This window comes from Pseudanabaena minima str. Chao 2107, from assembly GCF_051131155.1.
In the GTDB taxonomy this organism is placed as follows: domain Bacteria; phylum Cyanobacteriota; class Cyanobacteriia; order Pseudanabaenales; family Pseudanabaenaceae; genus Pseudanabaena; species Pseudanabaena minima.
The window spans coordinates 2,931,965-2,957,196 of record NZ_CP159508.1 but is presented as its reverse complement, the minus strand read 5'-3'; the positions used below and the strand labels follow the sequence as shown (position 1 = coordinate 2,957,196).

Annotated in this window: 24 protein-coding genes; 5 read left to right on the top strand and 19 right to left on the bottom strand. The window is 42.7% G+C overall.

Features of this window, described 5'->3' with window-relative positions; all coding sequences use genetic code 11:
- Nucleotides 1-18 precede the first annotated feature (18 nt).
- From ABM313_RS13410 to ABM313_RS13385, 6 genes are all read right to left on the bottom strand, one after another.
- On the bottom strand, nucleotides 19-1,428 hold the full coding sequence (locus tag ABM313_RS13410) for an adenylate/guanylate cyclase domain-containing protein (protein WP_434683705.1): 1,410 nt from the start codon (nucleotides 1,426-1,428) through the stop codon (nucleotides 19-21).
- Between the two features lie 101 nt (nucleotides 1,429-1,529).
- Entirely contained in the window at nucleotides 1,530-2,888 is a 1,359-nt protein-coding gene (gene der, locus ABM313_RS13405) for a ribosome biogenesis GTPase Der (RefSeq protein ID WP_434683704.1), read from the bottom strand.
- Nucleotides 2,889-3,121: 233 nt separating this feature from the next.
- Complete coding sequence (locus ABM313_RS13400) at nucleotides 3,122-4,228, bottom strand: metal ABC transporter solute-binding protein, Zn/Mn family (RefSeq protein WP_434683703.1); 1,107 nt, start codon at nucleotides 4,226-4,228, stop codon at nucleotides 3,122-3,124.
- A 294-nt stretch (nucleotides 4,229-4,522) separates the two neighbouring features.
- Nucleotides 4,523-6,124 carry a lysine--tRNA ligase gene (gene lysS / locus ABM313_RS13395; RefSeq protein ID WP_434683702.1) on the bottom strand — a complete coding sequence of 534 codons (1,602 nt, stop codon included), beginning with the start codon at nucleotides 6,122-6,124 and terminating at the stop codon, nucleotides 4,523-4,525.
- Nucleotides 6,125-6,530: 406 nt separating this feature from the next.
- Complete coding sequence (locus ABM313_RS13390) at nucleotides 6,531-6,662, bottom strand: hypothetical protein (protein ID WP_434683701.1); 132 nt, start codon at nucleotides 6,660-6,662, stop codon at nucleotides 6,531-6,533.
- 61 nt (nucleotides 6,663-6,723) lie between these two features.
- The gene (locus ABM313_RS13385) at nucleotides 6,724-7,203 is read right to left on the bottom strand and encodes a transposase (protein WP_434683700.1); all 480 of its coding nucleotides are present in this window, start codon (nucleotides 7,201-7,203) and stop codon (nucleotides 6,724-6,726) included.
- Nucleotides 7,204-7,478: 275 nt separating this feature from the next.
- On the opposite strand from ABM313_RS13385, the gene ABM313_RS13380 reads away from it, so the two are divergent.
- Nucleotides 7,479-7,613, top strand: coding sequence for a hypothetical protein (locus ABM313_RS13380; RefSeq protein ID WP_434683699.1), 135 nt, complete (start codon nucleotides 7,479-7,481; stop codon nucleotides 7,611-7,613).
- Nucleotides 7,614-7,840: 227 nt separating this feature from the next.
- Here the strand turns inward: ABM313_RS13380 and ABM313_RS13375 are convergent, their stop codons facing one another.
- From ABM313_RS13375 to ABM313_RS13350, 6 genes are all read right to left on the bottom strand, one after another.
- Nucleotides 7,841-9,436, bottom strand: a complete 1,596-nt coding sequence (locus ABM313_RS13375; RefSeq protein ID WP_434683698.1) for a GUN4 domain-containing protein — start codon at nucleotides 9,434-9,436, stop codon at nucleotides 7,841-7,843.
- Between the two features lie 34 nt (nucleotides 9,437-9,470).
- On the bottom strand, nucleotides 9,471-9,746 hold the full coding sequence (locus ABM313_RS13370; RefSeq protein WP_434683697.1) for a hypothetical protein: 276 nt from the start codon (nucleotides 9,744-9,746) through the stop codon (nucleotides 9,471-9,473).
- A 2-nt stretch (nucleotides 9,747-9,748) separates the two neighbouring features.
- Nucleotides 9,749-9,934, bottom strand: coding sequence for a hypothetical protein (locus tag ABM313_RS13365; RefSeq protein WP_190397471.1), 186 nt, complete (start codon nucleotides 9,932-9,934; stop codon nucleotides 9,749-9,751).
- 3 nt (nucleotides 9,935-9,937) lie between these two features.
- On the bottom strand, nucleotides 9,938-10,333 hold the full coding sequence (locus ABM313_RS13360; RefSeq protein WP_434683696.1) for a Pepco domain-containing protein: 396 nt from the start codon (nucleotides 10,331-10,333) through the stop codon (nucleotides 9,938-9,940).
- Nucleotides 10,334-10,644: 311 nt separating this feature from the next.
- On the bottom strand, nucleotides 10,645-11,220 hold the full coding sequence (locus ABM313_RS13355) for a Uma2 family endonuclease (protein WP_434683695.1): 576 nt from the start codon (nucleotides 11,218-11,220) through the stop codon (nucleotides 10,645-10,647).
- 179 nt (nucleotides 11,221-11,399) lie between these two features.
- A complete protein-coding gene (locus ABM313_RS13350; RefSeq protein ID WP_434683694.1) occupies nucleotides 11,400-12,863 on the bottom strand; it encodes a protein kinase domain-containing protein in 1,464 nt (487 codons plus the stop codon).
- 137 nt (nucleotides 12,864-13,000) lie between these two features.
- Here ABM313_RS13350 and pcrA point away from each other — a divergent pair, with 137 nt between their 5' ends.
- A complete protein-coding gene (gene pcrA, locus ABM313_RS13345; RefSeq protein WP_434683693.1) occupies nucleotides 13,001-15,376 on the top strand; it encodes a DNA helicase PcrA in 2,376 nt (791 codons plus the stop codon).
- An 18-nt stretch (nucleotides 15,377-15,394) separates the two neighbouring features.
- On the opposite strand, the gene ABM313_RS13340 is transcribed toward pcrA, so the two are convergent.
- Together ABM313_RS13340 and ABM313_RS13335 are read right to left on the bottom strand one after the other, a co-directional pair.
- Nucleotides 15,395-15,985: a Uma2 family endonuclease gene (locus ABM313_RS13340; protein ID WP_434683692.1), complete on the bottom strand. Its 591-nt coding sequence runs from the start codon at nucleotides 15,983-15,985 to the stop codon at nucleotides 15,395-15,397.
- Nucleotides 15,986-16,234: 249 nt separating this feature from the next.
- Nucleotides 16,235-16,891 (bottom strand): DUF2834 domain-containing protein, encoded by a 657-nt coding sequence (locus tag ABM313_RS13335; RefSeq protein ID WP_434683691.1) that lies wholly within the window; start codon nucleotides 16,889-16,891, stop codon nucleotides 16,235-16,237.
- 270 nt (nucleotides 16,892-17,161) lie between these two features.
- Here ABM313_RS13335 and grpE point away from each other — a divergent pair, with 270 nt between their 5' ends.
- On the top strand, nucleotides 17,162-17,797 hold the full coding sequence (gene grpE / locus ABM313_RS13330) for a nucleotide exchange factor GrpE (RefSeq protein WP_434683690.1): 636 nt from the start codon (nucleotides 17,162-17,164) through the stop codon (nucleotides 17,795-17,797).
- A gap of 16 nt (nucleotides 17,798-17,813) precedes the next feature.
- On the top strand, nucleotides 17,814-19,163 hold the full coding sequence (locus tag ABM313_RS13325) for a methylglyoxal synthase (RefSeq protein WP_434683689.1): 1,350 nt from the start codon (nucleotides 17,814-17,816) through the stop codon (nucleotides 19,161-19,163).
- A gap of 36 nt (nucleotides 19,164-19,199) precedes the next feature.
- Here the strand turns inward: ABM313_RS13325 and ABM313_RS13320 are convergent, their stop codons facing one another.
- The 5 genes from ABM313_RS13320 to ABM313_RS13300 all read right to left on the bottom strand — a co-directional run bounded on the left by ABM313_RS13320 (nucleotide 19,200) and on the right by ABM313_RS13300 (nucleotide 24,068).
- On the bottom strand, nucleotides 19,200-19,619 hold the full coding sequence (locus ABM313_RS13320) for a PD-(D/E)XK nuclease superfamily protein (RefSeq protein ID WP_281005788.1): 420 nt from the start codon (nucleotides 19,617-19,619) through the stop codon (nucleotides 19,200-19,202).
- Nucleotides 19,616-20,479 carry a DNA adenine methylase gene (locus ABM313_RS13315; RefSeq protein WP_434688471.1) on the bottom strand — a complete coding sequence of 288 codons (864 nt, stop codon included), beginning with the start codon at nucleotides 20,477-20,479 and terminating at the stop codon, nucleotides 19,616-19,618. Before ABM313_RS13315 ends, ABM313_RS13320 begins: the two co-directional genes overlap by 4 nt.
- Before the next feature lie 173 nt (nucleotides 20,480-20,652).
- The gene (locus tag ABM313_RS13310; protein WP_434683688.1) at nucleotides 20,653-21,369 is read right to left on the bottom strand and encodes a 2-phosphosulfolactate phosphatase family protein; all 717 of its coding nucleotides are present in this window, start codon (nucleotides 21,367-21,369) and stop codon (nucleotides 20,653-20,655) included.
- 363 nt (nucleotides 21,370-21,732) lie between these two features.
- Nucleotides 21,733-22,113, bottom strand: coding sequence for a hypothetical protein (locus ABM313_RS13305; protein ID WP_434683687.1), 381 nt, complete (start codon nucleotides 22,111-22,113; stop codon nucleotides 21,733-21,735).
- Nucleotides 22,114-22,181: 68 nt separating this feature from the next.
- The gene (locus ABM313_RS13300) at nucleotides 22,182-24,068 is read right to left on the bottom strand and encodes an iron uptake porin (protein ID WP_434683686.1); all 1,887 of its coding nucleotides are present in this window, start codon (nucleotides 24,066-24,068) and stop codon (nucleotides 22,182-22,184) included.
- 574 nt (nucleotides 24,069-24,642) lie between these two features.
- Here ABM313_RS13300 and ABM313_RS13295 point away from each other — a divergent pair.
- Entirely contained in the window at nucleotides 24,643-25,221 is a 579-nt protein-coding gene (locus ABM313_RS13295; RefSeq protein WP_434683684.1) for a hypothetical protein, read from the top strand.
- Nucleotides 25,222-25,232: the final 11 nt, after the last annotated feature.

Here is a 25,232-nt window from a genome sequence, read left to right as displayed (position 1 = left end):
CGATTAAAAATCAAGTTTTTAGTTAATTATCTTGTTAATTAAAAAGTAAGTTTGCATTTCTCCCTTACCTTTAATCATAATCTTGCCACGATCAGCAAAATTATATTTGTTTTTCAAAATTACATAGGTGGAGTCAGAGACTTGGATGTGATCCGCCAATCCATGAGACTCCATTCTGCTAGCAACATTAACCGCATCCCCCCACAAATCATAAATAAATTTCTTAATCCCGATTACCCCTGCGACAACTGGTCCCGTATTGATCCCAATCCGAATTTTGAATGGTTCGCCTAGATCGCTAGCAAAGCGACCGATTACTTTTTGCATATCTAAAGCCATATCAGCGATCGCCTCGGCATGATCTGCGCGAAATTTAGGCAGTCCTCCAGCTACCATATAGGCATCACCAATAGTTTTGATTTTTTCTAGCCCATACTTTTCTGCCAATTCATCAAATTCAGAGAAAATTTCATTAAGCAAACAAACCAGTTTGACTGGCTGCACTTGTGCAGATAATTCTGTAAAACTAACAATATCCGCAAATAAAACCGTAGCTTCACTAAAGCCATCGGCAATTATTTTTTCCCCTTGTTTTAGTCGATCAGCGATCGCGCAGGGCAAAATATTTAGTAATAAATGCTCAGAGGTATCTTTTTCTTGTTGAATAATTGTTTCAGCACGTTTACGCTCAGATATTTCTTTAATAATCCTTGTATACATCTGATTAAAAGCTGTCATGACATCCCCAAGTTCATCATTTCGCAAAGTCAACATTGAGTGAAATTGCAGATCTGCCTGCTCTTGACTAATTGAATCAGCAACAAGTTCCAGATCTTCGCGCAATTTCAAAATTGGCAAAATGACGATCGCCCCCAAAATCACTAAGGTACTAGCGGTTACAAATAGGGAAATAATGGCAACTAACCCAATAATTCGCCATACGAAAGTAACTAACTCTTGCTGAATAAATTCGACATTATGACGAATTATTAGTACATAACCACTACCAAACTGGTTGCCATTCCATGCAACATCATAACGATTGCCATCGGCACTACGAATCCGTGCGATTGGTTTATCGCGTACATCTGCGGCGGTGAGTGTCGGGATTTCACCCTTTTGATCAAGGCGCTGACCTTTGGCATCTTCTACCGCCCATCCTGCGATATTGGTGTCCCGCTTGATCGATTTTGCTAAATCTATAAATCCTGACTCTGCTTTCATCGATTTAGAGGTTTGCAAAAAAAATCTCGCTTGTATAGCCGAGACTTCTTCTACCTGATTGATCAATTCTTGTTCACGTCGAAAATAAGACGGAACCAGAATAATTGCCTCAATGACGACAATACTGACAAAAATCCAAAAGGCAATTCGTCTTGATAGTTTGGCTTTAGATAGGCTCAGCAGCGCTTGCGATCGCTCTTCCATGAGTGCTCCATGCTACTGACTTTATTCAATCTTAGCAACGCCATCATCGCAACCGTCATAGTGCGTAAGAAAACAAAAGGGACGCGAAGCGTCCCTTTTGTTTACCTTAATGCTGAATTCTTGGACTTTTCGACTTCACGATCTTTCTTGCCGCGCCAGATAAATCTTAGGGGCGTACCTTCAAAGCCGAGGGTTTTGCGGAATTGATTTTCGATGTAACGCTTGTAGTTGTCATTGAAACGATGGGGGTCGTTAACAAATAGGATGATCGTTGGTGGACTATCGGAAATTTGGGTGCAGTAATAAACCTTACCTTGTTTACCGCCGCGACTGGTTGGGGGCGCGTGCCATGTGACTGCTTCGTTAAGTGCTTCGTTTAAGATAGCAGTAGGAACGCGACGTTTGTGTTGCTCGGCGGCGATGTCGATGCGATCGAGAATCTGAGTCACGCGCTGACCTGTAAGTGCACTCACGAAAATAATCGGTGCATATTCCACAAACATTAGACGGCTCTTAACTTCGGCGGTGTAATCGTAAATGGTGTAGGAATCTTTTTCGATCGCATCCCATTTGTTCACCACAATTACGCAAGCTTTACCCTCATCATTGATCCGACCTGCCAATTTTTGATCTTGATCGGTAACACCATCTAAGGCATCAATTACTAGTAAAACTACATCGGAGCGTCCGATCGCCTTAAACGCACGGTTAATGCTAAAAAACTCAATGCCGTAATCAATATTCTTTTTACGACGCACACCCGCAGTATCGATCAGACGGTATTTTTTGCCATCGCGCTCAACCGACATATCGATCGCATCACGAGTTGTGCCAGAAATGGGACTGACAATACTACGATTTTCGCCGATGAAAGCGTTCAATAAGCTGGATTTACCAACGTTGGGGCGACCAATAATTGCGACTTTAATCTCATCGCTTTCTTTAATGACTTCTTCTGGTGGTGGTAAATGCTTAATCAACTCATCTAGCAGTTCACCTGTACCATTGCCATGAATGCCCGACATAGGAATCGGTTCGCCTAAGCCCAAATTCCAAAATTCTGCTGCTAATGAAAGTCCATATTTAGAACCTTCACATTTGTTAACCGCTAGTAGTACTGGAATATTTTGTCGTCGTAACCAGCCGCCCAATTGTTCATCAGCATCGGTGATCCCTGCCATACCATCGACCACAAAAATCACCGCCGCCGATTCACGAATCGCTATTTCCGCCTGTTCGCGAATCATTGGTAAAAATTCCGTCTCATCGTCGAATACTAAGCCGCCTGTATCTACGACTTGAAATTCATGTGCGCCCCAGAAACAATCACGATAGACGCGATCGCGGGTTACGCCCGGTTCATCATAGACGATCGCGTATTGTTCACCCGACAGGCGGTTTACGAGAGTGGATTTGCCCACATTGGGGCGACCGACAACGGCAACAATCGGTAGGGGCATGGCTTTACAGTTTTGGAATTCCGAACTCACTACTATAACTTTAATTTGATAAGTTCGTCAATATCAAAACCCAAACGAGAAAGGCGGCGCGAAGCGCCGCCTTTCTCGTACCAATTCACGAAAGTGTGGCAACACTTTTGTGAATTGGTACCCAAACCCAGTAAGGGTTTTAAAAACGCAAAATGGCTACGCCATTTTGTGTTTTGGTATTATGTCCTAAAGAGCAAGGCTCTTTAAGGCGTTTTTAATTGAAAGGGGGTGTATTTGCCGCCTAAACCCTCAACAATCGTGCGTGTATTTGCAATTAACATACCTGCATAGGTTTCAGCTTCACTGCCTTTTGCACCTAGACCATCAGCATAGAGTTTCCGTTCTGCAACCTTGACATTCGCTTCTCTAGCAACGGTGGTAATCAATTTAGGATTAATCGAAACTTCGGCAAAAATAGTGGGTACTTGACTGGATTTGATCACATTCACCAGTTCTTTGACTCTAGTTGGGGTGGGCTGCTCGTCAGTACTGAGTCCATTTAAAGCACCTTCAACAGGAATACCATAGGCTTGAGCATAGTAGCCTAGAGCATCATGGGTAGTGATCAGTTTCCGTGAGCTTTCAGGAATTGTGGCAATTTGAGCCTTGATCCAAACATCGATCTGTTCTAGTTCGCTAACAAGTTTGGCAGTGTTTTTGGTATAGGTTTCTGCTTGATCAGGGCGTAGTGCAATCAAGCTCTTACTGATCGACTGAGTAATCTTAATTCCATTCTGAGCACTATTCCAAACATGAGGATCGGCTTCCTTAGTGGCGGCTTTATCTTCTTTTTGATGGTCATGATCATCTCCATGACTATGCCCTTCTGATGACATGATAGGGCTGGGTACTGCGACTTCATTGACCGCTATTTTTGGGGCAGTATTGGAACTTGATTTAATTAGTTTGATCAAGCTTGGCTCAAAGTCATAACCACCATAGAGAACTAACTTGGCGGAGTCGATCGCTTTACGATCTTCGGGATTAGGTTGATAAATATGGGGATCGGTTCCTGCCTCAATTAGACATTTGAGATTAATCGTATTTCCTGCAATTTGCTTTGCCAAATCACAGGCTACGGAGTTGGTTGCCACAACTAGAGGCAGTTCTTCAGTTTTGGCGACTGGGGATGTAGTAGTTTGAGTAGTTGCGGTAGGGCTGCTCACTGGTTTGTTAGCATCAGTAGTCACAGTGCAGGAACCAAGACTAGCCGCGATCGCCATCAGAGCCGCACTAAAAGCTGAAGAAAGTCTCAAGCTTTTTTTGGTAAATAGCTTTGAGGTTAATTTTGCAGAGTTTGGCTGAGACATTTTTATGTTTTATTGCAGAAAATGATAATCATTATCATAACATTATTTATAAGAAAGCACAAAATGACATAGCCATTTTGTGCTTTCTTATAAATAAAAGCGGCGCAATACGCCGCTTTTATTTATGAATTGATGTTACGTGGAAGGAATTCCTACAATATTGAAAAATCAGGGCTGGCATGGGGGGCAGCCCCTACAAAAAATTTAAATTGTTTAGGTAGGGGCAATCCCCCCGTGGTTGCCCTGTTGGGCTAGCAGCAAGAAATTTATGCCCTGCTTTCCACGTAACATCATTTATGAACTACTAGTTGCGAGATTTAAAGCGATCGCCTCTTTAATCCGTTGAAGCACAAAATCTTTCTCTAAATAAGAAAGTAAACTTCCTGCTTTTGGTCCTCGCTCCTTATTTAAGAAGGTGTAATAAACTGCGGCAAAAGCACTCTTCTGAGAAACTTCAATTTGTCTGGAAGTGCTAAATAATAGCGTTTGTAATGCTTCACCTTCCCAGCTAACATCACCAGCGAGATTGGTCGCTAATGCTTCAAGATAGGTTACTTGCTCAGTGGTGAGGGTTGCCGCTTTTTCAGGCATCGAATCTAGATAGAGAACTAATTTCTCTTCTTCATCTGCATAGTCTTGCAACCATTTTTTGCCAACACGGATGCGATCGCGGACGACTTCCCAATCGCGATCGGTGAGTGGATTGGCGCTTCTGGCGGCAATTTCAGCTTCGAGGTCGAGGTGAGGGATTTGCAGCAAGGAAATTAAGGTGCTGAAGTCAAAGGCTTGATAACCTGCAACTTGCTCATCGGTATTCAATTGTGAATAGACTAGAGGAACTAAATCCTCTAAAGCCTTTTCGTCTTTGTCTGTATCAGCCTGATATTTATCAATCAGGGTGTCATAGTCACGGAATAAACGGGTAATTGTCTCGTAGTTCGGCGAGAAATTGATCACGCTGCGAGGCTGTGTCCGCAACATCAAGAAGCGTAGTAGTTCGGGTGGTAATAAATCGGCGATTTCCTTAGCGCTGGAACCGACACCTTTAGAAGAACTCATCTTGGTTCCATTCACCAAAATGAATTCGTAGGGCGCATGGGTAGGTGGATTCTTTTTGAGAACCTTGCGACAAATGGAGTTAGCCACATCACGAGAACCACCTTTTTGGGAATGGTCTTTGCCAGCGAGTTCAATTGATACGCCGACGACTTCCCATTTGGCGACCCATTCTACTTTCCAAGGCAGTTTACCATTACCATCAAAGGGGGATACCCAGCCTGTATGACCGCAACCTTTGACATATTCCATTGCGTTAGGCTGACAGGTGTAGAATACTTTGCCATCTTGGTAATCAGTGACAACGGTAGTTGCAATTTTGCCGCAGTTTTCGCAGATGGTTTGGAAAGGATACCAATTGGATGGGCGATCGGCTTTGCTGACTTCTTTGTAGGCTTCGCGCACCAGATGAGCGTTGTTCAAGAATAAATCAATATATTGATTCATCTTGCCTGAACGGTAGAGATCGCGGAGGTAATAGATTTGGGGACGCACACCTAAATGCTCGAATACTTCGAGAAATTCGCCCATGAAGTATTTGGCGTAATCGGTAGCTGCTGCCTTGTCAGGTGAGGGGACATTGCAGAGGGGCTGCCCTAGATAGGGCGCAAATTTGGCTTGATCTAAATAATGGGGTACGGTGTCGAGCGCATCGTAATCGTCAACGCCATAGGTAAAGGTGACAGGTTTACCTGCGTGTTTGAGGGCGCGATAAATGGCATCGTGAATCACAACCCCGCGTAATGAGCCGACATGAACGCGCCCAGAGGGGGTTTTGGAATCGTTGACTATAATGCGATCGCCGCTTGCATCTGCTGCAAATTTATCCGCCCAAAACATAGTGGTAATTATCCGAAAGTCTTTCAAGAGTTAAGTTTGGCGTATGAATTTGCTGATCTAGACAATTTCGCGCCTTGTCTAGTCTAACAGGATTAAAAATTTTCTGACCCTAATTTTTTGCCCCAGTAGTAAATTGAGTTGTCATTTGTCTTTGATCTTTGATGGCGATCGCGCTTCTTTTTACAAAGTTATAAAATTTTTCAGGCAATCATTCTAGATCGCTCCAATCTAATTTAATCTCTAAACGTTTGTTGAGGACTATTTTTTCAAAGTATGGATTCAGCTTCATTTCTTAAGTTTTGCATTTTAAAGAAAAAAGAAAATATGTAGGGGTAGAGCATTTGCGCCACTATCTCGCAACTCTCCACTACAATTTTCTTTCGCAAATGCTCTACCCTCTTTGCTTTTATCGATGATTTATCCCTGCGGTTTGGGGATTGTCGGTGAATGGCGATCGCTTAGGAAGATTTGGGATTTTCGGTGAATGTTGGAGGTTTTGGGCAGAGCATTCCCAATTTGAGATGGTTGCAGAATTCATAGATTGTGGTGGGAATGCTCTGCCCCTACGAGAATTATGGGAATGCAAACATTATTTTGATTTATTCGGTATTGCTATCTTTCCAATTAGCTGGGTTGTTTTCAATGTATTCACGCAGATTTTTTAATTCCTGCTCAGTCTTTACAATCCTTTCGTAATAGTTGCGTTGCCAAATTGATATGCCGTAGCTTTTGTTAATACGGTTGATTTTGCGAGAAGAAATAGATTTAAAGTTTTGAATGATGTTGGCTAATGAGAAATTTTCCTCTGATTCAGAAATTATGATAATTCCATGTAGATGATCGGGCATCAGAATAAATCTATCCAGTTCTACATTTGGAAAGTGCTGAGGGATTTTTTGCCACAGGTTAGAGACAATTTGACCGATCGCATTTATTTTCATCTCTCCGTTATCTATTTCTCCAAATAAATGCTCTCTTTGATAGCAACAGATGGTTACAAAATAGATTCCTGAATTTGTATAGTCATATCCTTGCAAACGGATAGAACGCCGATGATGAATTTTAGGGTTGTAAGACATACATCAAATATCGAAAAGATGGCAAATGTAGGGGTAGAGCATTTGCGGCAATATTTATAAATTATCACCGAAATCTCAATACGCAAATGCTCTACCCTCTTCGCATTTACCGATAATTTATCCCTGCGGTTTGGGGATTGTCGGTAAATGTTGGAGGTTTTGGGCGGTTTGGGGATTGTCGGTGATTGTTAGAGGTTAAGGGCAGAGCATTCCCAATTTGAGATGATTGCCGAATTTATAGATTGTGATGGGAATGCTCTGCCCCTACGAGAATCATGAAATTAATCGCTGTAGGGGTAGAGCATTTGCGCCAATATTTACAAATTATCACCGAAATCTCTGTACGCAAATGCTCTACTCTCTTCGCATTTACCGATAAATTATCCCTGCGGTTTGGGGATTTTTGGTGAATGTTTGAGTTTTTGGGCAGAGCATTCCCAATTTGAGATGATTGCAGAATTTATAGATTGTGGTGGGAATGCTCTGCCCCTACGAGAATTAATTTTTAAAATTCTCGGAAAATAACGGTAAGGATGCTGAGGAGGATGGTGACAGGTAACGAAATGCTAGGATGCTGATTATGCTGTAGAAAATTGTCGGTTTACAAATCTTTATAGAGGTGTGAAAGCTTTATGGTTTACACTTCACAAGTCTCTGCGCGAGAGAAGAGAACCTTACCCACCCCCCCAACCAACACAAACAAACTCACCCCCACCCAACCCCACAATTCCAACAGTGGGAGGCTTGCTGGGAGAGCGTTTTGGGCATTTTTTGTGTCATTCATAAACTCAGTATACGTCCTCCAGTCCCCATCACCTATAAAAAACTTTGGTGGATGATACCAACCAACTTTTGCAGCAAACTTTTTCCACACCTCATAGTCATATTTACCAATCTCGCCGCCACACTCTAGCCAAAGCTTTTTCTGAATACTAAAACCAAACTTGCTATTGCTGTAATGCACCCACAACTGATCAATTGTCCGCAAATCTTCGCAAGGAAAAGCCTCAATATGCTCAGTATCTAGCCAACCCTCTTTTTCGCGATTAGCAACCTGACACATCAGTTTTGCCGTCAGTTCATCCGCCTTGCGCCATTCCTTCGCCTTCAGCAATTTCTCCAACTCGCGATAATCAATCCCCTTCGCGCTCACCAATTCCACAGGATTTTTCTTGATCTCTGGGACAGGCGGCACTGGCGGTGTTTTTCTGCCAATAACTTCTCTCTGAAACTCTTTAGGAACCACAGGCGGCGAAGATGAAGGGGATGAAGGAGTTTTACTACCACTAGAGCTAACTGCTTCTCTTGTCTGAGGTCTTGGAGCAGATTGCTTATTGGCTAATCTTTCAATCGCATCAATGACTTCTTGATCATTTCCACTTGATGCAACATTTATTCTTTTCCATAGCTGCTTAGCTAAAGTAAGGTCTCCATGAAGTTCAGCGTAAAGAGCATCTTTTTTGAGTGAGTCAATATCCGTACTGTTGGCAAATTTTGGTAGCAAAATATAATGTAACTTTGTTGCAGGCTCGATCACTGCATAAGGTGTTTGCACATAGTTCTTATAGCTTTGCGTCAGACGTGGTACATGCGTCCTCAAATATTGATAAAACCGTTCCACCGTCGCGCAATTTCCCTCACCCTGAATCCGCAACGCTTCTAACAACACATTCGTAAACGCCCCTTGCCCAATCTCATCAATCTCATAGGAAACCTGAGACGGACTGCAAGAAAAGAACGTAATTACACCCTGCTGCTTCTCCTCACCGATGCCCATACCCGCATTCTTCGCGCCATCACTGCGACAAGCATCGATCAACATCACCACATTATCCGCCCCACTCCGCCGCAACCGTTCCGTCACATCACTAATCGCAATCCCCAAAGCAGGCATAGTTCGCGGATTGCCATCACTAGGCAAGAGATAATCGCGTCCCTCACAGGGCATCCCATGACCGCTAAAGTAAAACCACAGCGTATCCCCTGCGGATAGAAAGGGATCGGCAAAGCGATCGCCTAAAAAAGACTTGAGAGTGCCATAGGTAGGCTGAGTCTTGCGCCCCAGAGCATTGCGCGGCGAGTCATCGGTAAAAAAGTACAGATCGTCCTGACTAATGCCCAAATCCTGCATGAAAAAATCACGCATCCTCTCAGCATCGCTTTTGGCATACTTCAGAGGCGAAATCTCATCATAGTCATTAATTCCGACAATTACCGCGCAATTTCTCGCCATAGTTCGCTAAAACCGTATTTTTAGAAGGAGCAATTCAATCAGCGATATTTTCCAACTCATCAGCAATTAACTCCTGTAGATCGTCATCACAATGAGACTGCAAATGAATTATAGAAGCATTTAATTCGGCTAACACATCAACCTTTTGGCGATCGCTCAGATTTGGTAATTGCAATTGATGCATCAGCGCGATCGCCCTCTGACATTCAACTCCTAGCTCAGCAATCAAAGTACTGAGAGTTGGATTAGCGATCGCCTTTGGTCTATAGGAATTTATTAGAGAATTTATTGGTAACTCTGTAACCTGCATATTTATCTCCTTAGTCTTTTTTGTGCTTTTTCAATACCGAGTTCAAAGGCTCGAATCTCTTTTTGCCAATGACGAATTAGTCCTAAGTCGGGATAGTCTTTCAGTAGCTCTACGTCGATTTTTTGCTGATGCTCAATAATTCGTTGTTTAAGCGAATTAATCGATTTCTCATGATTCTTTTTACCCATTATTTATTTAGATGGCTCGATCCTTTTAAATTTTAACTCGATCGCCCCTTTACCACCCAACTTGCCACCCGTACCCAGTAACTTAATTTCACCCTCACCGCTAATTTCCACCGTTAGGGTAATCTCATCCAGATGCAAACCTGCTTTTGGCTCTACCTGCTTCTCAACAGTTGTAAACACCTTACTGACCACCTTCACAAACTGCGACATCTGTGCTGCGAGAGTCTCTGCCTTGATTCGACTTTCTTTTAGTTCCTCACCTGATACCGTAGCCTTAGAAGTGCTGTAAGGATTAAAGTCACGGGGTGGACTTTTTTGTCCTGTTTGCACTTCTTGGACACTTGGAGAGCTAGCGGTGACAATCCACAATTCCTCATCACCCCAATTTTGTTCTTGCATGGTTTTGCCTCTAGACTGCATATTTATAGTAATTATCCATTATTTTCTCGTGTTTAATTAAGGAGCTTACTAAAGATTAAAGTCACTATGGCTTCGACTTCGCTCAGCCAACATTGTTACTAATGTTCACTGCCACGCTAGCTGAACGAAGTCGAAGTTAAATCACTTAGAATAGCTACAGTTTTAACTGTTAAGTGCCACGTTAGCTGAGCGCAGTCGAAGCTAAATCACTTAGAACACCTACAGTTTTAACTGTTAAGTGCCACGTTAGCTGAGCGCAGTCGAAGCTAAATCACTTAGAACACCTACATTTACCAAATTTCCGCAAGACTCAAAACAAACTCAGGTAAAACATCCTCCCCAGAGAGAGAAATTGGATTTTGTAAAACTTCTTTAGGCTTGCCAATACGATAAACTTCCACTTCTCGATCTTTGCGATTAATTAGCCAGCCTAGTCTTGCGCCATTATCTTGATATTCCTGCATCTTCGCTTGAGTAACCTTCAAATTATCACTAGGCGACATCAACTCAATCACAAAATCTGGACAAATGGGAGCAAATCGCGATCGCTGTTCTGGTGTTAAAGCTTCCCATCTTTCCTTTAAAATCCATGAGGCATCAGGAGAGCGATCACTACCATTAGGAAGTTTAAATCCACCTGAAGAGTCAAAGACAATACCTAACTTTGTGCGTCGATTCCAAAATACGAGATCAGCGTTTAAATCAGAGTTGCGGGCGCTTGTTTCACTACCTGCGGGAGCCATGACTGTAATATCTCCTTGAGCATTGCGCTCGAATCTAAGGTCGCTATTTTTGCGGCAAAGTTGAAAGAACTGCTCATCGGTGAGATCGATTATAGAATCTAGGCTGATAGTTAAAGCGTTCATAATTACTTAGCAAATCTTGAGCCGTTATCCAATTTTATCATGAACAATGTCTAGGGCTGGCACGGGGGCGCAGTCTCTACAAAATCTAAATTATTGGGGTAGGGGCAATCCCCCCGTGGTTGCCCTGTCGTGCTAGCAGCAAGAGATTCAGCCACTGAGTTCCATGTAACATCACTGAATTAAAGCAAAGAATAGAGTAATTGGAAGATGAGGCGAAAGGCTGCCATCAGAGCGATCGCACTAAATCCAGCGATTCCACAATACTGAGCAATATCTATCCATTGTGGTAAGTTCTGAAATACAGCTTTCGCAAAGACTTGACCTCCCCAAACTGCGGCGAAACTGAGTAAGTTTATGAATACAAATAGATCTTTATTATCTAGAACAGAACTAATCCTCAGCAGCACAACACCAAGTAAGAAGGCAGCAAAAACAACTAAATTTGCAGGAGAACCGATCGCCGTAATGCCAACGGTTGTACTTACTTGCCATAGCAACATCGCTTCAACGCCCAACAAAAAAGCGGCGATAAATTGTGTGGGAATCGGCGCAGATAGTAACCAAGGTGTCTTTTGCGATCGCGGAACTTTGGGGACTGATGGTGCATTAATCGCATTAGGCGAAGCGATCGGTACAGGTACTTGGATACTCGTTTGGTATGTTGACTTTATTGGGGTTGTAACTGGTGTTGGCGGTGGAGTCGTTGCAGTCACCACTATTTGAGAATTGAGGGCTTGGATTACACTTGCCGCAGAGTTAAAGCGATCGCTAGGAGCCGCCTCTAACATCTTATGTAAAACTTGATCAAAATTAGGACTGAGCTTCACAAAGCGATCCCATTGCCATTTGTTGTAACTCACATCAAATAATTCATCTGGCTCTTTGCCCGTCAGCAAAAAGAGACAAGTCACCGCGAAGGCATAGAGATCGGTTGCGGGAAACACGGTGTCACCACGCATTTGCTCAGGTGCGCCATAGCCGGGAGTAAAGATGCCTGTGGACTTTTGACCTTGGGCTGCGCCTGCAACTTGCTTAACTGCACCAAAATCCAGCAAGAAATAGGACTGATCAGATTTACGAACCATGATATTTGCAGGTTTGATATCACGGTGGATCGAGCCTTTTTCATGAATAAACTGCAAGACAGGCAACAGGCTTTGCATAATTTCTAAGACATCCGCCTCTGCGATCGCTCCATGCTGCTCGACAATTTGCTCTAATGTAAAGCCATCGACAAATTCTTGTACTAAATAAAAAAATTCATCCTGTCCTGACTGCACCTCAAAGTAGGCAAGCAAATCAGGTATTTGCGGATGTGTCCCCAAATCTTCTAAAACCGTAGCCTCGCGCTCAAACATTTGCTTGGCAATTACCATCTGCGAACTGGTTAACCCCACAGGTTGCAACAGTTTCACCACGCAGCGTTTCATCGCTGGGGTATAGCGATCCCTTGCCAAGAAGGTTGCTCCAAAACCACCTTGAGCGATCGGACGTTCGACAATATAGCGTCCCCCTAGCAGCAAGGGCATCCCGCAAGCCATACAGAATTTCTGAGCGATCGTTTTGAGTGTATTGCCACTATCAAGATCCGCAAAAGAATTTAAAGGCTTTGTACAATGGGGGCGTGTGCAGTAAATATCCACTGGCTAATCATTAAGTTTAGAGATTGACGGATCTTTTGAGATGCAAGGTGCTAAGCGCCAAGCGTCTCAAAAGATCACAAGTAAACATTTTTGGCATACTGTATTAGAGTCTACCTAAGTTTCTCCCTCCTGTACCCATGAGTTCCAATTTTTTGCATCATCTCAACCCTGCTCAACAAAAAGCAGCAAGCCATCTGCATGGTCCAATGCTCGTAGTTGCAGGCGCAGGCTCAGGGAAAACAAGGACATTAACTTATCGTATCGCCAACTTAATGCTCAATCATGGTGTCGCCCCTGAGCAAATCCTTGCAGTGACCTTTACGAATAAAGCTGGCAAGGAAATGAATGAGCGAATTCAATCTTTGCTAACCCAAGAAGTCGCCCAAAGAGAATTAGGTAAGGCTTTAAGTGAAATTAGTGATTGGGAACAGGATAAGCTCCGTAAGAAAGTTTACAAGCAATATATCAATAGCTTTGCTCAAGATGGTCTATGGATGGGGACTTTCCATAGTATGTGCTGTCGGATTTTGCGCCTTGATATTGATAAGTATAAAGATCAAAATGGTAGAAGTTGGGCAAAAAACTTCTCAATTTTCGATGATTCTGATGCTCAGTCCTTAGTTAAAGATATTGTCATCAATCAACTAAATTTAGATGAAAAGAAGTTTGAGCCAAAGTCAGTGCGCTTTGCGATCGGCAATGCTAAAAACAAAGGCTGGACTCCAGAGGAATATGAGGCTCAAAGTGATGATTCATCTTTTCGGAAACGGGCGATCGCACAGGTTTACAACCTCTATCAAAATCAGTTAGCCACCAATAATGCCCTTGATTTTGATGATTTAATCTTTTTGCCAGTGCGTTTATTTCAGCAAAATCCTGAAGTTCTTAACTATTGGCATAATCGCTTTAAACATATTCTTGTTGATGAATATCAAGATACCAATCGCACCCAGTACGATTTGATTCGTCTATTAGCAACTAACGATGATCAACCCACTTGGGAAAATCGCTCTATTTTTGTGGTTGGTGACGCGGATCAATCGATTTATAGTTTCCGTTCTGCTGACTTCACAATCTTGATGGAGTTTCAAGACGCTTTTGGCGATCGCTTACCCGATGCCCATACTGGCACAATGATCAAGCTAGAAGAGAACTATCGCTCCGTTGCCAATATTCTCGAAATTGCCAACCAACTGATCGACCATAACTCACAGCGTATTGATAAAGTCCTTAAAGCAACAAGACCCGATGGCGATTTGATCGAGTTATTCCGTGCTGATGATGAAGTGGATGAGGCACAGTTTGTAATTGAGCAGATTCGTCGCGTTAAGACAAAGACTCCTAGTGCTAATCTGGGACATTTTGCCATTCTCTATCGCACTAACGCTCAATCTCGTCCCTTTGAAGAAATGCTGGTGCGGTGGAATATTCCTTACAAAGTCGTGGGTGGTTTACGATTTTATGATCGCAAAGAAATTAAAGATGTTCTCTCCTATTTGCGATTACTCTCTAACCCTGCTGATACCCTTGGTTTGATGCGAATCATCAATGTCCCCAAACGTAGCATTGGTAAAGCAACCCTTGATAAGCTTCAACAAGCTGCTCAAGAACTCAGCGTGCCGATCTGGGAAATCATCAGTGATGAAACTACAGTTAAAACTCTAGCGGGGCGATCGGCGAGGGGTGTGCTCTCCTTTGTGGAGTTAATGCAAAAATGGCAAGCGAAAGTAGCAGTTACACCTGCGGCGGATATCATTCAAGGTATTCTTGCGGAATCAGGCTATATCGATGAACTGAAAGCACAGAGCAATGATGAAGCCAACGATCGCATTGCTAACTTACAAGAACTGTATAACGCAGCAGTGCAATTTGCAGAAGAGAATGAAGATGCTTCCCTTGATGCCTTCTTAGCCAATGCTGCCCTTGCCTCTAGCCTTGATGACAGCAGTGAGAATGCTGAGAAAGTCACTCTGATGACCCTCCATGCGGCAAAAGGTTTAGAATTTCCCGTTGTCTTCCTTGTTGGTTTAGAGCAAGGCTTATTCCCTAGCTTCCGTTCTATTAACGATCCGATGGCATTGGAAGAAGAGCGTCGCCTGATGTATGTGGGCATCACTCGCGCCCAAGAGAAACTTTTCCTTAGCCACGCCCAAGCCCGTCGTCTCTACGGCAACCGTGAATATGCGATTCCTTCCCAATTCCTAGCCGAATTACCGAAGGAATACTTAACAGGACATGGTATCGATAAATTTATCAGTAAGGCAAGTCAACGCGCCGAAGCTACTAGCGTTAAAGGTTCGCTCAGGTCTGCGCCACCTGTGAAGGTAAATGCTGTCAAACCCAAGCCGCGTATTGATTGGCAAGTAGGCGATCGCGTGATGCATGAAAAGTTTGGTGAAGGTCAAGTCTCGAATTTGCTTGGCACTGGTGACAAAATGTATCTAGCTGTCGCTTTTGCTGGTCAAGGCAAAAAGATCATCGATCCTAAAATTGCCCCGATCCAGAAAATATAGATGTATTGTAGGCATAGCCTACAATACATCTATATTTTCTGGTGTGAGATTGAGTCCTTTATAAATTTGGGCGATCGCGAAGGTGAGATTGATGCTCTTTAGCTCGATCATGTCGCCTTCTTGATAGTTGCTGATTATCCATTCCCCATTATCTTTTTTGTGATAAAGGTCTATTTCGATACTGGTGGAACTAACTAATAAATAATCTATTAATACAGGATTGTTGCGATACAGTCTGAACTTTCCACCGCGATCGTAGGATTCGGTACTTGGTGATAAAACTTCAACGATTAGAGATGGATAGGTAATGTATTGAGTGGTAGTTTTGTCACGATCGTCGCAGGTGACACTCACATCAGGATAAGTGTATTTTTCGGCTTTGACAATCTTAATCTTGATGTCAGAGTTACCGACAATACAGCTACTCTCTTCTAGATGAGACTCAAATAAGCTAGTAAATCTAATAGCAATACGTCCATGATTAACACTACCGCCACTCATGGCATAGACTTCACCTTCGATATATTCGTGCTTATGTAGTTGCTTTTCTTCCCAAGCAAAGTATTCTTGGGGAGTGAGTTGAGGGAAGTTGTCTCTAGCTGCAATCATATTTTTTAGGGGTAATAGATTTCCTATATTTTAAGCGATCAAATCCACATCTCCATATCCCCAAAAAAGATGAGTGGAGACGCTTCTAGTCGTCACTCATCTTTTTGGTTTTATTTCCTAAGCAAAGCTTACATTGCCACACATAAACCTCAAGAATTAGTGGTGCAGCGCTTCGCGCCGCACCACTAATTCTTGGGTGAGAAGAGAGTAAGTGTGAGCAATCGATTAAATGTATCTGACTTGCTTCTTTTAAGCTGTTGCCTCTTGTTCACTCTCAATTACAGGCGATCGCAAACATAGATAAATTAATGCACCAATTAGAGGGATAAGCGCAATAAATGAAAAAAAGCGATCATCAGTCATGCCGCGCCTTTCCATATCGTCACTAAGCAACCAAGGAAACATCAGCGATAACATGCAAAAATCTAAACTCATCACATGAATAAATCGACTGGTTTGCCATTGCTGCATAAAATCAGCCCAATTGCCATTGGAGAATCCGTACACCAAAAAGTACATGGCGATCGCGCTAATCCCGAAGCCTGCAAAACGCGAATCTAAAATTTTAATATTCCAACCCTTTTTGCCAACAAATGTAGTATTTGGCTCACGTAAAGCAAAGTAAGGCAACAGGGCAAAAGCACCTAATAGAAAGGTAAGCGCTGCAAATAGCCAAGCAGGTACTTTCTGTCCTTGACCATCAGTAGCTAAGATACAAGCATAGATACATGGAAAAACACCCATTAAATTAAATAGCGCCACAATATAAGCATTAGTCCCTTGCCAGTCACCTGCGATCAGCTTTTGGATTAATGCCAATGTGTCAGGTCGATCAGGCGGTGCAAAGATAAATGCATAAACTGAAAATAAAATCCAAATCAACCAAAATCCAAGTTTGTTAGGCATAGGGTAAATCTAATAATCTAGTAAAAGCTAAAGCGCGTTATACCAAAGCACAAAATAGAGTAATCATTTTGTGCTTTTAAAACCCTTACTGGGTTTGGTTTTCAATTCACACAAGTGTCTTCACGCTTGTGTGAATTAGGATTACTCTGAAAGAGAATGATGATAGTACAATAATTAGCATACAAGTCATACTTCACAGAGCTACAAACAAATAGCTCTGGGGTGCTGAGAAAACAATCATATTCTGCATTAATTAATCAAATTTAGACTATGGCTGATCGCACTGAAATATTACGTCACCTCATGAATCAAGCTGGCATAGCTAGCTTCCAATTACTAAGCGATCGCACAGGAATATCACGTCGGGCGATCGATACGCTGCGTAAAGGTAACGCAGCGACTTTAAGATATAGTGATTTAGCGAAGTTAGCAGAAGTGCTGCAAATTGAAGTTAACGAAGTGATTGCTAAGTTTATTTGTGAACCAAATAATTCAGAAGGATCAATTTCGGCGATCGCGGCTTTGCGTGAAGAATATCAACGGTTACAGCAAAAATTTGAGCATCAAAAACAAGAGTTGCGATCGCAATTTGAACGAGAAACTATTCACCAATTAGAATCTCTACTTTTGCAATTACCGTCAGCCGCCTATGCTGCTCAGCAAAATCCGAATATGCTAGCTAAGAATATTCTGCCTTTGTTACGTCCTTTGGATGCACTTTTACAAAAGTGGGGAATTACTGTGATTGGTTCTGTTGGGGCTGAAGTTGCCTATGATCCACAAAGGCATCAATTAATGGAAGGAAGTGATGAATTAGAGGAAGGAGCTATGGCGATCGTCCGTTATGTTGGTTACATGCAGGGCGAAAAGTTGCTATATCGAGCTAGAGTTTCTATCCCAATTTAAGAAATAGTGAAAAGTAATGCCAATTTCTATTGCCTTGATCGCTCATGATACTCAAAAAGTAGATATCGTTGCATTAGCTCAAAAGCACCAAGCAATTTTGTCCCGCTATAATTCCATCGCAACAGCTAATACTGGGAAACAAATTCAAGCGGCAACGGGGCTTCCTATCGAACTAGTGCGATCGCAACGAGATGGCGGTGATATTGAAATTGCGGCTCGTGTGGTGGCAGGAGAGATCGCCTGTGTCATTTGGCTTTTTGATCCCGACCAAGGGCAATTAATCGCACCTAGTCTGCTCTCTTTATTGCGGCTATGTAAAATCTATAATGTTCCATTTGCTACGAACTTAGCTACTGCCGAGGCTGTCCTACAATCACTAGCTAAGAGCCGTGTCGCGTATCTAATTTTCAATCCAGTGGCAGGACAGGGAAATCCTGACTGGGATCTAGCTATGATTCGCCAAATCTTGGAACCGCAAATACAACTGAAGGTTATTTTCACAAAGCCTGATGTCAGTCCTGACGATCAAGCAAAAGCTGCGATCGCGGCAATTCAAGAAAGTGGCTCAGCATCCCCAGACACTGATTTTATTATCGCTTCTGGTGGCGATGGGACAATTTCCGCAGTTGCCAATGCTTTAATTGGCACAGGTATTCCCCTTGGAGTTATTCCCAGAGGTACTGCCAATGCTTTTTCTGTAGCATTGGGAATTCCGACGGCACTAAAGGCAGCTTGCGAAACTATCCTCACGGGTAATACTTGTATTGTCGATGCTGCTCGGTGTAATAATTTCCCGATGATTTTACTTGCAGGGATTGGCTTTGAAGCTGAGACTGTCGAACGTGCGGATCGGGATATGAAGAATCTTTTGGGAGCTTTAGCTTATCTGATCGCGGGGGCACAGCAGCTTTTAGAACAGAAGCTCTTTGCGGTTGAAGTGGAGATTGACGGCTCTGTTACTCAGTTTCAATGTGGAGCTATGACGATCGCCAATGCGGCTCCTCCAACTTCAGTATTGGCGCAGGGATTGGGTGAAGTCATTCCTAATGATGGCTTACTGGATGTGACGATCGCTATTTCTAAAAATGAGAGTCTCAACCTTTCTGATCGTCTATTGGCGATCGATGTCATTGGTAAATTATTTACTTCTGCTTTAGTAAAAACTCCGATCGAGAATGAGGTCTTAGTCTGTTTTAGAACGAATAAAATTAAGGTTACAGCGATTCCACCTCAAAAAGTGGTAGTAGATGGTGAGATTATTGGTACAACTCCAGTTGAGATAGTCTGTATTCCCGATGGCTTAACTCTCTTCGCTCCATTAGTTAATAGTCTAATTACAGTGAGAAAAACAGCCGAATCCTATTAGGGTAACTTTTGCATGGCAGGAAGTGTTTTGATTTATTTAAAGTTTCCCCATATTTGCTTTCATAATAAATCTCTCAAGGGTGACAATCTCTACGCGATCGCCATAGGGAATATATTGTTGCAAGTCTCCTGAAATATAGAACTCCCGCAAAGTCCAACCTTCACCACCGAGCACCAAATAAGCTTTTTGATAATTGGGATTCTGTTCCATTGCATCCATTAAGCAAATTACTTCAAAGGGAACTTTCTGCTCGGCTGTACCACCCACCTGCTGCCATTTGAGAGAAATTAAAACATTGCGATCGCCTCGATTGGCAACTACATCAATTTTATGTTTGCCTCCCCCTGGACGACTGCCGATATATTGCTGGGACTGATAGAGATAGCCACCATAAATTAACGAATGCAATACCATTTGCTCTAAAACTGCACCAGTTTCCGTATTCCGAAGACTCATGATAGTTTTAGTCCCCAATCAAAATCCTTCCCAAATCCTTTATAAGCAAGCATTTCCTTAGCAGGGACGCGATCACCGTTACAGCTAATTCTCCTTGGCGCATCGAGAATTTTGTATTCAAATCCCAAATCTTTGTAGAGAGAGAGAATGCGATCAGTGGCTTGATTAGATGCGATCGCTGGGCAGTTTTGATTCGCTAACCATTGTGCTAGACGTTCTTGCTCTGACCATTCAAAGCCATTTTTAGAATATTGGCGAAACTCGACATCGTAGGGGGGATCGGCATAAATTAGATCGTTGGCAGTAATGACAATCTTCGCAAAATCCACATTTGTAAATTTCCATTGGGAAAGTGTAGGTTTATATGCCGAGAAATCTGGATTGTAATTTATGGTTTTGTATTTTCCAAATGGAACGTTAAAACCACCCTTTTGATTGAACCGACAAAGTCCGTTATAGCCAGTACGATTGAGATAATAAAATAATTGTGCGGCTTTTGGTGTGTCCGCTTCACCAGCTTGAATTAAGCGATTAAATTCTACTCTCTGAGCATAGTAGAAATCACGTATGTTTTTGGTGTCAATCTCCAGTTTTAAGCCTTTTTGCAAACATTTATAGAAATTGATGACATGAGGATTGATGTCATTTAACAAGGCTTTCTGAGGTTGTAAGCCTAAAGCGATCGCTAATCCACCACAAAATGGCTCTACCAAACGGCGATCGCTATGTTTTTGCCAAGTATGCTGCAAATGTTGTACTAGCCAACGCTTACCGCCAGCCCATTTCAAAGGAGGGGTAAGGCGTTCTGTTTTTGCCGTCGATCCAGTAATGTTTGCCACTTGTTTTGCCAAGGGAGTCATGAGCAGAGAGGAACAGTGAGACGGTGGCATGGCGACAAGGGAAATTAATGCTTACTCAGTCTAGTACTATAGCGGTTTTCAAATGAGTACATACTCATTTGAAAACAAAAAATTAACCCCAATGGAAGGTTTTGAATTTGCATTTTGCCACAAGCAAAATGCAAATCGCTATACTAGGCGGCAACTAGCAAGCCTGGACTAGATTGTTTGGGCAATACATCAACAACATCGAGCTTGGCACAGTAGGCAATATCCTCAGCACAGTCAAGCTTTAGCAACCGTTTGCCATGACTAGCTTGATAAAACAGTTCCTCAACCTCTCCCTTCCAAGCTTTATAGAGAGTCGCTGCGGCTACTGCCTCATCATTACCAAAATCAGCTTCATCTTCGAGATTTGCCGCGATCGCACCCGCACAGGTCGTATCTTCGAGCGAGTAGCTACCTTCCCAGCCCGAACCCACAATCCACACAGTTTCAGGCTTAGTTTCGCGCAAATATTTCAATACTGAACCAAGGTTAATCATCGCGCAAGCCAAAACACTCTTTGCATTTTGGACTTTTTGCAGCGATCGCGTGCCATTAGTCGTACTCATAAAAATCCGTTTGCCCTTCACCACATCTGGCGTAAAGTCAAAGGGCGAATTCCCTAAATCACAACCCTCTACAGTCTTCCCGCCACGCTCTCCGACTCTGATCCTTAAGTCTGGTGGATGTGTTTCACTAACACGTATTAGCTCATCAAGGTCAGAAAATACCTGCACCCCCTCGGCTCCTGCCGCAAGTGCTGTAGCGATCGTGGTAGTGGCTCGCAAAATGTCAACAGCGATCGCGCAATCTGGATTTCCTTCAGCAGGCACTAACTCAGGCGTGTGATAGACAAATATTTTCATTTACAAATCTGATGGTTGAGGCTTCTTATATAAATTAAACTCTATGATTGTCTGTTTTGCAAGACTTATAGCTGCCGTCGATTGTGTTAGGACAAAAGCAAAACCCAAGAAGAGAATGGCGGCGCTTCGCGCCGCCATTCTCTTCTTGGGTTTTATGTACTAATACACTTGGCGACAGCTAGCTATACATAGGCTGAGTGGAATCTTATAGCTATAGTCACCTGTATCAGGACAAATCAAAACCCAAATAGTGTGAGGCGGCGCGAAGCGCCGCCTCACACTATTTGGGTTTTATGTCCTAACAAGAATGGCGACAGCTATAGGTTCGCAGATTATTTCTTAGCTGCTCAGAAAAAACTGCTTCTAAGCTTGTTGTTGCGGTGGTGGTGGTGGTGGTGGAATTACAACTGGTGGTGGTGGTGGAATTACTACTGGTGGTGGAATTACTACTGGTGGGATAAATACAGGTACAGAATTAGGATCGCCTGAAAGAGTATTTTGAGTATCGGTTTGAGAAGACAACGATTTATCATCGTTAAGATTTAAAATTTTTGAAGTCAGTTCTTCACTATTATTGGAGTTAGAAAAATTGACGTTAGGCTCAGCTGCCGCCGCACAGGCTAGCCCAAACAGACAAGACTCTTCTAAAGATTTGCCTTGAGTAAAGGTATTGGAAGTAAAAATTAGAGAAGGAATAAAACTACAGCTAGCAAGAGCCATAGCGACAAATATTTTTTTTGACATAATGGGGATACTCCATAAGAAGGTGCTGAAAATTGATTTCGATCACCTATGTACAGTCTGTCAGATGTTTAGAAAGTAAAAGTTGTTCTCAGAACTCCGATTGTAACCGTATCACTGTTTACTCGATTTCCAGAATTGAATAGGAAGATCAACCCAGGAGTAACAGTGATGTTATTGGAAATGCGATGGCGATAGAACAACTCGACATGGGTTGTAGCAGCATTCTGAGAGCTAGAGTTAGCTCCTGAAGTAGCAGATAGTGGATTGCCAAGATAGTCTGGAACATTGCTATTGCCACTCAAGTTACTACCAGTAATTTTAGGCAGTTGTCCAACATAGATACCACCCAAATTCCCTTCCTTAAATAGATCGGGAAAAGTCAAATATGACATCCAGTTAAAAGTCTGCACACTACCTGATAATCCACTAACAGTCGAGGAAGTAAAACCAACCCAGCCACCCAAATTTAGCGTTGGTAAAATCCGCCAGTTAACCGTGCTGCCAAAAGCGTCTGTACTAAGAGGCAAAGCACCACCCGCAGAATTAATCGCTACAATGTCGTCACCCACACCTGTACCTAATCTACCCAATTGTGTGTTTGTTGTACCCACATTGCTTGTATAGGAGTGCAAATAATACAAAGCTACATCCACAGGATTAACAGGAGCAAACACAAATTGAGCGCCTAGGGTGTAGTTACCTCCAAATAAACCACCATTACCAGTAGCTGTTTGGGGATTCCCTGCTGAATAGACGGCTTGTAAACTAGTTCTTTTAGCGATTTGCCAGTCAAACCCAACACCACCCGTAGTATTACCCAGATTTAAAATCGGATTGCGTTGAGCAAATAACGAAATAGCACCATTGCCAGCACTTTGATAGCGATCAGGACCACGAAACACTGTAACTGGACTAACTCCCAAAGGTCCCGCGATCGCTGCAAAGTTATCGGTAATCAGAGTCCGATAGGTAAGATCGCTGAGGACAACTGTGTTGCCTGTGTTAGATTCGTAACCTAGACGAGTAAAGGAATTGTTCAGCCCATTATTGCCAGTAGCTGCTGTATTGATATTGCTGATACTCATACTGGTGAGCAAGGCACTACGCTGGTCAAGCTGGGTAAATAGACTCAGTTGAACGTTACCGCCAAAAGTCAAATTAGTGCCGTTGTCGGGAGTTTTTGCGCCAAAAATACTAGGAGAATTGTTAAAACGAGTCTGCAAACCAAAGATTGCTTGTCCAAATAACTTAGTCGTAGTCGAAAACTGTTGTGCTTCTAGCTTGGCAGTTTTAGCATCGAGGGCATCAACCCGTCCGCGCAAAGTTGCCAGCTCCGCCGCAAACTCTTCTTGCAGTTTTTGCAGAGTTGCTAGATCTTCTTTGCTGACTTTGTCGGCTAAGCCTGCGGAAATAATTTCGTTAATCTTGTCTAAACAAGCATTGAGTCCTGCGGCAAACTCATAGCGACTAGTTGCTTGGTTGCCGCGATAGGTGCGATCAGGATAGCCTGCGATGCAACCATAGCGCTCAACTAGAGATTGTAAAGCTGTAAAAGCCCAATCCGTGGGACGGACATCGGTTAACTGAGAAACAGATGTGACGTTTTGAGCATTTTTGTTGTCAGCACTAAGCTCTTTCAGTTCTTGAAGATCTTGATTGATTTTATGGATTAATGCTGATTCAGTTGAGGCAATTGATGGGGCAATTGGTACAGAGCTGTTTTGTTTTAAGCCTTGTGAGCCAGTTTTCGCATTGACGTGATCCTCAACGATCGCCTTCTTCAAACCAGCATCATTTGGCTTTAGCGAATTTGTATTAGCATCAGTCTCTGCATGTGCGACACTCCCAATAATCAGTATCGAAGAGGCGATCGCTGTCCCAAACCACAAACAAGCTTGATTGCCTCGCTCATTTGGGTTATTTGCTATTTTGTTCCTTCGAGAGCTAGAAAGCATTGAAATTTCTCCTCATATTCACTGGAGGCATTATCAAACAAGATCGATATATTGCATTGAAAGTTAGACAAAAATACATCATTGAGTAGATGTTGATATCACTTTTTGATCGAGCACTGTACGTAGAGTACTTGTAGTTTAAGTAGATGAGCATAATTAATTACAAACCCAAACCCGTAAAGTTGCGCCCCGCAGGGGCGCAACTTTACGGGTTTGGGTAATTTATTCTGCACAGGTACTTGCATAAATTTTATCCAGTATTTTTATTAAAATTAAGCGAGATTAGCATATTTTATAAACTGTATTTTGAGATGTAATAAATCCTAGATAATGCTATTAAATTAGAGATATAAGCCTTTATGTGGCTGAATCAATCAATTTAGCTAGATTTTTGAATTAGTTGTAAAAACTTATCAAAATATTTAGAGTATTAACTTTTTCTGTAGAATTAACTAGAAAGGCTACAGCTTTAGAAGTTTTTTTAATGATCGCGATGGTTGCGTTAGTAATCGTCATTACCAATTAAAAGTTTTTGAGCATATCTTGAATATAAAATTTTTGAGGAAAGCAAAGCATGAGTACAAGTAACGAAACCAAGGCTGAAACCACTAAGCCAGAAAGCACCAAGCCTGAAGAAAAATCCTCTCGCCCTACCAAAGCTAAAACTGAAGCCGAAACAACTGCAAAAACAGGTACAGTGGATATCTCAGCTTTGGCGGTGAAAGAAGACTCTAAACCCGTCGCGGCATCCATCGCACAAAAAGGTTCATTAACTGTGACTGAAACCCTTAAGCATTATGGCGATCGCCCCATCATTGATGGTGGCTTTCGTGCAGTTGAATATTTCAACAGTTCGGGCGAACGTCCGATCGAAGCTAGCAAGTTAGCAATTAGCAGCACCTACACCACGATGGGCGGTGAGCGTCCGATTGTGAGTGGTGGTGTCCATGTAACTGGCACATTTATGTCTTCGGGCGAACGTCCGATCGTTGAAGATGGATTTGTGATTGTCGATAAGTTTTATATCGCAGGTGAACGTCCTGTTGGTTCTTCAGGACTAGTGATTGACGAAACTTACTCCCAAATGGGTGAGACCAGACCTGTTGCTTCTAATGAGATCGACAATGCAGGGTTAATGGGCTTCATTGACTAACTGGTCGAGAC